Source organism: Paraplanobispora siamensis (assembly GCF_016863175.1).
Classification (GTDB): domain Bacteria; phylum Actinomycetota; class Actinomycetes; order Streptosporangiales; family Streptosporangiaceae; genus Planobispora; species Planobispora siamensis.
Genome location: NZ_BOOJ01000029.1, coordinates 244,460 through 254,470 on the forward strand (window position 1 = coordinate 244,460; position 10,011 = coordinate 254,470).

The window sequence follows — 10,011 nt, forward strand, 5'->3', positions numbered from 1 at the left end:
CGCTGCTCTACCCCACAGCCGCAGCCGGTTATCGGGGCACGGCCCGAGGAGGAGGAAGATCTGTCGTCCTCGCCACCATGATTCAACGGAGGGTAGCAAAACCGATACCCGTAGCTGCATGATGGGAGGCGCGTGGTGATCCGGGGGAGGCATCGCGCGCCATCAGCGGGTCCGCCGCAGCAGTGCCGTTCTTGTCGGCCCTCACCCATACCCCCTGCGGCGAGCTCGCCCACCAGTAAAGCGGTCATCTCGGCGCCAAGGTCGCTGCCACGCGCGAAGGCCGGCTCAGCCATCAAGGCTCGTGCTCGAATGCGCAGCCGATACCTGCAAGGAGTCGGCGATCCTCGCCGTTGCTGACCCTGCCCCCCTTGCAGGCCCGGCCGGCCGGTGCACTCTCCCTTCAGAGGAGGCACCATCGCACACCGGTTCTATCCGTATTCATCGCACCACGGTGGGTGAAATCGGGAAGGGGTCTGCAGGCCGGGAAGGTTGCCCTGCGGTGGCGCCGCCTGGCCGGCGGGCCTGCCGCTGCCGCGACGGAGTGCCGGCCGATGTCGGCACTCACGCGGCAGGCGGTCATCGGGCCGGCGCCCTTTTCAGGATGGCTCACCGGCGGCCAGCCGACCCCGCTGCCCCCTGGCCGGATGCGTCGGTGGCAGAGCATGGCGATCGCCCGCGCACCCCTCTTGACCCAGGTGCGCCGGGGCCACAAGCTCTGGCGCAGATAGGCGGGCCGGCCACGGCCGTGCCGCATGCGCCAGGGGCCTTTTCATGCACCCTCCTGCTGGAGACTGCCCGCGGCTGAGTGTGCAATTGCATGAGCACACCAGCGGGATCATCATCGCCCTCGTGGGCGCGGCGCATCCGGTCGGCCAGCACCACCCCGGCATGCCGCACCGGGGCGATTGCCTCGCGGATCTGCGCAGTCAGCGCCCGGGCCCGTTCGACCTCCACTGGCGCCGGATCAGTGCTCACCCTTTCAGTGTGTGCCGGGTGGGCGGGTACGGCCCGGGGAGGCCCTGGAGAGAAGTTGCATTCGATCATGGATTGCTCTCGATCGCCGCTACCGTCGACCCATGGGCCAAGTGAACAAGCCAACCGTGGTGTACCTGGTTGAAGATCACACCGATGACGGTGCGGCCGGATGACCAGCCCGGTCCCTGACGTCAATGACCCGTTGACACCGGCGATGTGGCGCGGATGGCCACGCTCAGCCCTTTGCTGCCGTGCGCAGCTGTATGCGGGCCGCGTACGGGGCATCGACGGTTTTCCACCAGGGGTGTCGGTCCACGGCGCGTCATCGGGCGGCCGGAATCGCCGGGCGCGGTAGCGGCGATACAACCGCCGGCCGCTGGGCCGGTAAATCAGCTCATGCCACAGATCACGATCCGGCGCCCAAGCCACCTGATCGGCGCACGCGGCCAGCTCGGCAATAGCGGCCGCCAGGTTACACAGGTCCACCGCGCGCGCCCACCCGCGTGCGCGGTGCGGGCTCACCGAGGCGCGGCGGGCCGCTTCAGCCTGGCATTCGCCGGCCGCAGCCAGCAGCCGGGCATAGTCGCCGTCGCATTCCACCAGAACGTTCATGGCGTATCCCCGCTGCCAGGCCAGGGAAGGGGAGACGAAGTGTGGTTCCTGAGCGGTCCCCACGTTGAGCTCGGCGGGGCCAGGGTCGTTCTCGTACAGCAGGCAGTTGCGGGCATAGGCCCATGCTTGGAACGCGTCTTGCTCGACCGGGGTGCGCTGTCTGGTCACGGCACAGCCCTTCAGGCCAAACGGTGGAGATGACGTTCACCGTAGCTGGCGGGTGCGACAGCTTCTCTTGGAAGGTGTCTTAATCCCCGTTATCGACCTTCATGGAGCCTTCACGCAGATGGGAGCGCGAAACGCGAAGATCGCATCGTAAGGTTCAAGCCATGGCTCGACGCTTCTTGCTGTGGTGGAGTACACATCATCAAGTGGCGGACGCCGTACTGGCCGTGATCGCCTGTGCATACCTGCTGATCGAGGTTCCGTACCACGACGGGTCGATCACCGATCCCGCGACTGTCCCGATCATGTTCTGGGGTGACCTGGCGGCCTACGCCAGCCTGGCCTGGCGACGCAGGTTCCCCATGACGGTCCTGGCCCTGGTGTGGACGCTGTGGCTGCTCGGCGGCCGATGGGACATCTGGGAGGAGTGGAACGCCTCGTGGGCGGAACTGGGCACCCCCACCGCCTTGATGCTCATGTTCTACACGGCGGGCCGGTGGAGTTCATCGCGACGTGCGGCTTTTTTCCTGGCGGGTACGTTGCTGCCGACCGTGCTGACGACCGCTCGGGTCCACGCCTGGATGGAGGCGGGGCTCGCGCCGTACCCGGCGATCGCCCCTTCCGAAGATCTCTTCGCGGTGTCCTTCCTGCTGTGCGCCGCCGCCTGGGGGCTGGGCCGGATGCGGCGCTCGGACGTGGAGGCCGTCGCCCGTGCCGAGGAGAGCCGGGCGCAGCTGGTGCTGGCCGAGGAACGGGTGCGCATCGCGCGCGAGCTGCACGACATCGTGGCGCACAACGTCAGTGCCATGGTGATCCAGGCGGACGGGGCCGGCGCCGCGCTGCTCGACGGCGACACCGCCGAAGCGGACAAGGCCATCGAGGCCATCGGCACGTGCGGGCGCGGCGCCTTGGGGGAGCTCAGGCTGCTGCTGGCGGTCCTGCGGGACGCTCCGGTGACGTCGCAGCCGAGTATCAGCGCGATAGGGGACTTGGCTGAGCGCTTCCCGCTGCGTGTACGGTTACGGGTCGAAGGAGATATCCGCGAGGTGCCGGCGAGCTTCGGCCTGGCCGCCTATCGGATCGTGCAGGAGGCTCTCACCAACACGCTCCGGCATGCAGGGAAGGAAGCCAACGCTGAGGTGTTTCTCCGTTACGCCGAGGACGGACTGCATATCGAGGTCACCGACGACGGCGCCCGCAGACGACATGGTCTCTCCGAAGCCCTCCGCGCTGCGGGAACCGGGCACGGGCTGGTCGGTGTTCGGGAGCGCGCCGGGATGTTCGGCGGCACGGCGCACGCCGGGCCCCTGCCCGAGCGTGGATTCCGAGTGAGGGCGACCCTGCCGTGGATGTGATCCGCGTCCTGCTGGTCGACGATCAGGAACTGGTGCGCACCGGGTTCCGGCTGGTGCTGCGCCGGGAACCCGCGATCGAGGTCGTCGGCGAGGCCTCGGACGGCCAGGAGGCGCTCGACCTGCTGGCGGAGGTCGAGGCCGACGTCGTGGTCATGGACGTCCGGATGCCCGGCATGGACGGGATCGAGGCGACCCGCAGGATCTGCGCGCGGGGCGGGCCCAAGGTGCTCATCCTCACCACCTTCGACCTGGACGAGTACGTCTTCGCCTCGATCAAGGCGGGCGCCAGCGGTTTCCTGCTGAAGGACACCGGACCACGCTCGCTGGTCGAGGCGATCCGCGTCGTGCACTGCGGGGACGCCGTCATCGCCCCGTCCACGACACGGCGGCTCATCTCCCACTTCATGCCCCGGCTGCCCGATGCGGACAAGACTCCGGACAAACGGGCCGCCCTGCTCAGTCCCCGCGAGCGCGAGGTGCTCGCCGAAATCGCCAGCGGCCTGACGAACGCCGAGATCGCCGCGCGACTGTATCTGGCGGAGGGCACCGTCCGCACCCACGTGAGCAGCATCCTGGCCAAGCTCAACCTGCGTGACCGCGTTCAGGCCGTCGTGTTCGCCTACGAGAACGGCCTTGTCCGGTTCGGCTACGATCACGGCTGAGCCCGGACCCGCGGGCCCGGCCGGCGCGGGCCCCACGGCACCGGGAGCCGGCCTTCCCGGCCGGTCAGGCCGAACGCCAAAGCCGCCACGGGGACGGCCCAGGTCAGCGGGCGGGCAGAGGTGACGGCCGGCCAGTCCCACCACGATCCGGGGCCGGTGCCTGCGCCCAGAAGCATCGCGGCGATCATGTACGCGGCCGGGACCGCGGTCGCCAGATCCCGCCGCCACATCGCGGCCACCGTGGCCAGCCCGGTGAACCCCACGAGGTTGCGGGCGGCCGCCATGCCGTACGGCACCGCCTCGGCGGCGGCCAGCCCCGCCAGCAGCGCCGCCGCGCACGCAAGGATGATCATGCAGGTGCGGTGGGCACGGGCGGGGCGGACCGCGACCGCCTCCAGATCGGCCGGGCCCGCATAGGCGCCGCGCACGAGCACGGCGCTCGCCGCCAGCGGCACGATCAAGCCCAGGGGGATGGCGGCCGGGTCGTCCTGGGCGAGGCTCGGGACCGGTACGGTGACCTCACCGACCGCCGCCACCAGCCCCGCCGCCACGGCGAGCGCGAGAAACGCTCCGGCGGCGCGGTGCACGCGAAGCCAGGTCCTCACAGCGCGCTCACTTCCCGAGGCGCGGTGTCGCATCGGCTCAAGGCCACCAGGTTGTGCCGGAACCAGCGCATCTGCTCGGTCGGCGGTCGAGCCAGGGTGCGCTGGGCGACGTCGAGGGCCTGCGGTCCGGTTCTGCGCCCCACCACGTCGTGACCGGCGCCCGCCGTCAGAGCCAGCCAGGCGCTCAGCGGGCGGTAGGCCTCGGCTCCGGACCAGCCCGGTCCGCACACCGGCGGCTCGGCCGGCAGTAGGCTCGTGGCCAGTCCGAAGACGACGTCGTCGCCGTCCGCTCCCGGCGGCACCGCGAAGCGCCAGGAGGTGGCGCCGTCAGCCGGTCCCTCCGTGATGCGCCCGGGCAGGGGCAGGCCGCTGCCGGCGGACAGGCGCCGCGCGGCCGGCACGACGGTGCGAGCCGCGAAGTCCAGCCGTTTCCCGCGTTCCGGCCACAGGCACACCTCGATGCCCTCCCGCTCGCCGCACACCAGGGCGTCGCTACGGGGGACCTGCGCCTCCGGTCCCATGTCCCGTACCAGCGGGATGGCCACGGCGGCGGCCGCCAGGGGCAGGGCGGCGATCCCCGCCCACACCCGCCGGGTGCGCCCGCCGCGGGCCCACGCCAGCATCGCCGCCCCCGCCAGGGCCGTGGCGACGATCGCCTGGGCGTACAGGGCTCCCGGATGGAACACGGTGTGCGTCTCGCAGCAGAAGCCCAGATTGTTGCCGGTGAGGTGGCGCACCCAGAAGGTCTCCAGAGCCGCCGGATAAGCCAGCCACAGCCAGGTGCCGACCAGCAGCAGGGGGACGCCGAGGAGCGGATGCGCATACCGGCCCACCGCGAACCCGACGAGGGTCCACGCCAGGATCACCAGGAGCGCCACCGCGAGCACGGACGGGTCCGGTGTCCCGGGGACATCCGCCATCGCGGCGGCGAGCACGAGGAAGGCGCCCAGCAGGCCCGCCGCGGCGCCGCCCAGGATCGGCCACGCCGACCAGGCGAGGACCAGCACCGGTGGCCGTACCGGTACACCGCCGCCGATGCGGCCGCGCGCCAGTCTCGCCCCCTCCCAGGCGCCCGCCGCCGCGCAGACCGGGCCCATGGCCAGCACTCCGGCCGAGGAGACGAGCACGGTGGCCGACAACCAGTTGTCCTCCAGGAATTCCACCGATCCGCCCAGGACGAAGATCAGATAGGCGATCATGAAGGGGAAGGCGGCCACGGCCGCGGAAGAGCGCAGCCAGCGGTGCAGCGGCACGGCTCACACCTCCTGCGCCACGAGCCGCCGGTAGGCGTGCTCTATCGACTCGGCGGGAGTGTCGCCGCCGTGGGCCATCAGGCCCGCGACCGGTCCGGCGTAACCGACCCGTCCCTCATCGAGCACCACGACCGAGCCGTAGGCGTCCGCCAGATCCTGGACGTCATGGGTGGACACGATCAGGTGGCTGCGCTCCCCGACCTGCGCCATGATCTCGTGGAATCGCTCGCGCTGGGCCGGATCCAGTCCCGCCGTGGGCTCGTCCAGCAGAATCACCTCGGCCTCGTGCACCAGGGTCTGGGCCAGTCCGACCCGGCGGAGCTGACCGCCCGACAGCTCCGAGCAGCGCCTGTCGGCCAGCGAGGCCAGTTCCACCGTCTCCAGCGCCGCCAGCGAACGGCGCCAGGCCGTCCTCCTGGGCATCCCCTTGAGCCAGCCGGCATAGCCGACCTGCTCGCGCACGGTCAGTCCGGGCAGCGGCCGGATCCCCTGAGGCATCCAGCCCACCAGGGCCCGGTAGCGTGCCCGGTCCCGGCGGCGGGCGGGATCGAGGCCCCGATAGCGGACCCGGCCGGTGCGCGGGTGCAGCAGCGAGGCGGCCAGGCACAGCAGGGTCGACTTGCCCGACCCGTTCGGCCCGAGCAGCGCCGTACGGCCCTCGGGAAGGGAAAGCTCTAAATCGGTGAAGACACGGGAACCACGGTGATACCCGAATCCGCATCCTTCAAATGAAATCGGCATCTGATCCTCGACCGGGTTTCGTTGGACGCAGGCCACAGGTCCGGGTGGTGACAGACCGGCGTCACGGCCGGCCGGCCCGGGGCGTCACCGGGTTCCGGCCGGCCGTGAGCCGTCCGTCTTTACCAGTAGACCCGGACCGTACGCGCCGAGACCCGATAGAAGTCCGCGCCCATGTTCTTCACGGTGAAGTGGTACTTACCGGAGCGGACGTCCCCCCAGTCGCCGCGGACGGTCCGCGAATTGCAGCCGGAGTAGCCCTTGGTGCCGTAGTGCGCGTCCGGGCCGGTACGCTCCCGGTACAGGCCCAGCCGCGGCGCGGCCTGGGGCGAATTGGACGAGCACCGGGACAGCTCCACCGCCGTCCTCCAGTGGTCGCTGTTGAGGTCCCTCCAGGTACGGGACTCGAAACCCGCGGCGACGTTCTGCAGGTTGGTGGTGAACTGCCCCTCCGCGGAGGCCAGCGTGGCGCCGGAGACACCCAGCGCACAGATCGCGGCCGTGACCAGCGCGCCCTTGACGAGGACGCGTCTCGTTGGAACTGCCATTGAATTCCCTCCATCGTTCCTGGAGCCCCGTTTCGGTCCCGGCGTTCACCGAGTCGATTCCGGGAGCGATTCACGGTCCAAGACTGCGACGGGGAGGGATCTGCCCACATCTGCCTGACGGCGGGGTTCACACTCAGCGGATCTACGTAGTCAGGCGTACATGTCTCAATGCCGATCGGCCGTAATGCCTCGGTGAGGCCGATGGCGGCTCAGCGCAGCCGATCGGAACGGGCGGTCAGACACCGAGTTCATCGCACAGGTCTGCGTAGCGGTCGAGGTACTCGGGGTTGCTCCGGAACCCGCCCAGACCGATCGTGTCGAACTCGTCCGCCGAAGCGGACGCTTGCACACCGAGTGCGGCGAGCGCCTCGTTGATCGACGCCTCATCGCCTGTCAGCCGCCTCTCACCGGCGAATGCCACACCCCACTGCGAGCCCATGCCGGCGTGGTACTCCGTCCGGATGATCGCGAACTGCGGCTTGTTCGCGTCGGCCAGTTCCGCTTCGGGCCATCGGGCCAGGGGATGGTACGCCGGACTCGACGTCGCCGGCGACGACGGCATGCAACGAGGTCAGCGCGTGACGGCCGTCGATCAGGAAGCCCGAGGCGACCTGCCACTGCGACCGGGCTCTGTCCCCTCGGCTGCGGGTTACCTGGGCGATGACCTCGACGAACCGGTCCTGGATCGCCACCAGCACGGCTAAGCCCTTGGCTGACCCGACTCGGCGGACGAGTGGCGCGCCATCTTGACCGGATTACCCTGCGGGCCGACGGGCGGTTGCAGGACGACGGTCACCTTCTGCACCCGATCGTGCCGCCGGCACCGGCTTCCAGCGCCCACACCTTGACCTTGGACCTTGCCGCTGCCCTCGCCGGTCTTCTTCACCCGGCCTGAAACTCCAGCGTCATGGTTCCCGCGGGGAACTGGATATCCGCGTCAACACCCTCGGTGATCGCCTTCCACAGCTCTTGACGGATCTGTTCGATCGTTTCGGGTGGCCCGAGCTCCGCCATCCGCCCCTCCCGCACACCAGGGGATCAGCCAGGAACCGATCGTAGGCCGCGAAACGCCCCTCGACCGCAACCCAACCCCGGGAGGGTGGCCGTGGCGGACCGCACCGTGCCGGTGTGGAACGATCCCGCGCGACCGCCGCACGCCGCACGCCGGAATCATGTTCCCCGGGTGCCACCGCCCTGGCCCGGGGCCCGGAGGGCGAGCTGGCAGTGGGATTCGGCCGCGACGTCGCAGTGCTTCGCCGCTCCGGCGGCTGACCGGGCGCCAGCCACCCCCGGTCGCCGCAGCAGTGCCGGGCCCTCACGCGGCAGGCGCTCATCGGGCCGGCGCCCTTTCCGGCTGAAGCGCCGGTGGCCGGCCGACCCCGCTGCACCGGCGCCTCAGCCGTGCCGCTCGTCTGATCGAGTCAATCACTGCGGAACAGCTACACCCGGTCGAGATGGTCCACGGCCCGACCGGGCACGCCCGCCGTGCGGTCGGCACCCGGCCCACCGCCGAACGCCTCGCCGAACAGATCATCGCCGGGCCGGGTCCGGGGCCCACCTGCGGCCAGGCCGGGCCCGGGGCGGCCGTCATCGCCGCCTGGTGATCGCAGGAGTCGTCATAGCGGACGCCGCTGATGTGCAGGAACGCCATTACGTGCGCGGCCACCCGGCAGTGGCGGCCCAGCACCTGGTCGACGGCGTGCTCCAGATCCGCGCATCCGCGGCACAGCCGGCTGGTCGACCAGATCACGTAAGAGGTCCCGGCCGGCTGGGCGGTCTGGCGGGAAACGGGCTCATCGGTCGCGAAAGGATGGGCAGCGGACGGCACCTTATCGACGGTAGCGCTCGGCTCACTCATCACAATCAGGTGCATCTCGCGTGCCGGAACACGGCAACGGGCCTCCGACGGCCGCGGGTGGATCTCCTGCGGCGGTATCCGCCGGGTCAGCTCGATCCAGTGCTCGCCGGCCCACCGCACGAACCGCACCCCTCGTCGAAAGCGGGCGCGGCATTTGCCCACGCCGGAGGTCTCGCCTGGCGCGAGCCGTGAACGGTTCGCCATGACCAGGCCGGCAGCCCGCAGACTGAGGGGCATGGACATGAGGAATGAGATCGGTGAGGTCGTGGCCGAGCGGCAGCTCGAGGCCGTGGCGGCGGACGGCTCGCGGACCCCGGTGACGGTCAGGTTCGGCCGGCCACGTCCCGACGAGCTGAGCGAGCACGGCGATTGGTGCTGCCCCTATCAGATCCTGGGCCTGGGGGAGGAAGGTGAGGAGACTGTCAGGGTGGCGTTCGGCGTGGACTCGCTGCAGGCGCTCCTGCTGAGCGTGTACCGGGCGCGGCTGGAGCTGGAGGAGCGGGCGCGGACCGCGCCGGTTCGGCTGGACTGGCTGGGTCTGCCGGGCCTGGGTCTCACCGTGGACCCGGACCAGCTGCGCGGAGCCGATCCGGGCCCGATGGCCGTATAACGGCGCCGGTGGCCTCGGCCGTCACCCGTGACGTCTACATCCGCCTCACCCCCGGCGCCGGCGCGGCTTTGCCATCGGTGATCCGGTGTTGCCGTTGCCGCGCCCGGCCTCGGCGCACTGGCTGATCGACATCACCGCCGTCGCTCTCAGTCGGGCGAATCTGCGTCGGCGTCCGGGGCCGCGGCCTGCCTCCGGGCTCGGGCCGGGCCGGATGCTCGATGGTGGCGAACCAGGTGCTGTGCACGGGATGGGTCAGGGCGTCGGCCAGGTCCGCGTAGGTGGTCGCGGCCGGCGGGGGACGATCGCCTCCGGATCGTCGGGGCCGCAGCCGTCGAGCCGGAGCAGGGTGTGAAAGTGCACCAGGCCGCGTGTCTGGAACTCGGCGGCCTTGGCGTAGCGGAGCACGTCTGCAACCTCCGATAGAAAGTTCCTGAAATCCTCAATGGGAATCCCTGTCGCAGAAGGGCTGTCCTGCGCCCTTCCCCCGAGGAATGCGAGGGCAGTGAGCACGCCGTAAGGGGACAATCATCTATAAAAAGGATATATAGGTCAGGGTGTCGGTGACAGATTCCTGCAGGATCCAGCAAGTTTCGTAACGAAATTGCGGATACTTTCAGAAATGTCTTCCAG

At 70.2% G+C, this 10,011-nt stretch carries 11 protein-coding genes; 4 read left to right on the forward strand and 7 right to left on the reverse strand.

Going from position 1 to position 10,011, the window contains the following annotated elements; all coding sequences use genetic code 11:
* Positions 1-1,916: 1,916 nt before the first annotated feature.
* Both Psi01_RS17440 and Psi01_RS17445 read left to right on the forward strand, forming a co-directional pair.
* Positions 1,917-3,107 (forward strand): sensor histidine kinase, encoded by a 1,191-nt coding sequence (locus Psi01_RS17440; RefSeq protein WP_204065066.1) that lies wholly within the window; start codon positions 1,917-1,919, stop codon positions 3,105-3,107.
* Complete coding sequence (locus tag Psi01_RS17445) at positions 3,104-3,769, forward strand: response regulator (RefSeq protein ID WP_204065094.1); 666 nt, start codon at positions 3,104-3,106, stop codon at positions 3,767-3,769. Before Psi01_RS17440 ends, Psi01_RS17445 begins: the two co-directional genes overlap by 4 nt.
* Here Psi01_RS17445 and Psi01_RS17450 read toward each other — a convergent pair.
* The 6 genes from Psi01_RS17450 to Psi01_RS44125 form a co-directional block, all read right to left on the reverse strand.
* Positions 3,760-4,374 carry a hypothetical protein gene (locus Psi01_RS17450; protein ID WP_204065067.1) on the reverse strand — a complete coding sequence of 205 codons (615 nt, stop codon included), beginning with the start codon at positions 4,372-4,374 and terminating at the stop codon, positions 3,760-3,762. The two genes, Psi01_RS17445 and Psi01_RS17450, sit on opposite strands and share 10 nt — an antisense overlap.
* Positions 4,371-5,627 carry a DUF7224 domain-containing protein gene (locus tag Psi01_RS17455; protein WP_204065068.1) on the reverse strand — a complete coding sequence of 419 codons (1,257 nt, stop codon included), beginning with the start codon at positions 5,625-5,627 and terminating at the stop codon, positions 4,371-4,373. Before Psi01_RS17455 ends, Psi01_RS17450 begins: the two co-directional genes overlap by 4 nt.
* Positions 5,628-5,630: 3 nt before the next feature.
* Positions 5,631-6,368, reverse strand: coding sequence for an ATP-binding cassette domain-containing protein (locus Psi01_RS17460; RefSeq protein WP_204065069.1), 738 nt, complete (start codon positions 6,366-6,368; stop codon positions 5,631-5,633).
* Between the two features lie 119 nt (positions 6,369-6,487).
* Positions 6,488-6,913 carry a hypothetical protein gene (locus tag Psi01_RS17465; protein ID WP_204065070.1) on the reverse strand — a complete coding sequence of 142 codons (426 nt, stop codon included), beginning with the start codon at positions 6,911-6,913 and terminating at the stop codon, positions 6,488-6,490.
* 235 nt (positions 6,914-7,148) lie between these two features.
* On the reverse strand, positions 7,149-7,475 hold the full coding sequence (locus tag Psi01_RS17470) for a hypothetical protein (protein ID WP_204065071.1): 327 nt from the start codon (positions 7,473-7,475) through the stop codon (positions 7,149-7,151).
* A 320-nt stretch (positions 7,476-7,795) separates the two neighbouring features.
* The gene (locus tag Psi01_RS44125; RefSeq protein ID WP_275424533.1) at positions 7,796-7,927 is read right to left on the reverse strand and encodes a trypco2 family protein; all 132 of its coding nucleotides are present in this window, start codon (positions 7,925-7,927) and stop codon (positions 7,796-7,798) included.
* Between the two features lie 440 nt (positions 7,928-8,367).
* Here Psi01_RS44125 and Psi01_RS17475 point away from each other — a divergent pair, with 440 nt between their 5' ends.
* Both Psi01_RS17475 and Psi01_RS17480 read left to right on the forward strand, forming a co-directional pair.
* Complete coding sequence (locus Psi01_RS17475) at positions 8,368-8,517, forward strand: hypothetical protein (RefSeq protein WP_204065072.1); 150 nt, start codon at positions 8,368-8,370, stop codon at positions 8,515-8,517.
* A 489-nt stretch (positions 8,518-9,006) separates the two neighbouring features.
* Positions 9,007-9,381: a DUF6968 family protein gene (locus Psi01_RS17480; RefSeq protein WP_204065073.1), complete on the forward strand. Its 375-nt coding sequence runs from the start codon at positions 9,007-9,009 to the stop codon at positions 9,379-9,381.
* A gap of 252 nt (positions 9,382-9,633) precedes the next feature.
* On the opposite strand, the gene Psi01_RS17485 is transcribed toward Psi01_RS17480, so the two are convergent.
* The gene (locus Psi01_RS17485; protein ID WP_204065074.1) at positions 9,634-9,786 is read right to left on the reverse strand and encodes a replication initiator; all 153 of its coding nucleotides are present in this window, start codon (positions 9,784-9,786) and stop codon (positions 9,634-9,636) included.
* Between the last annotated feature and the right edge of the window lie 225 nt (positions 9,787-10,011).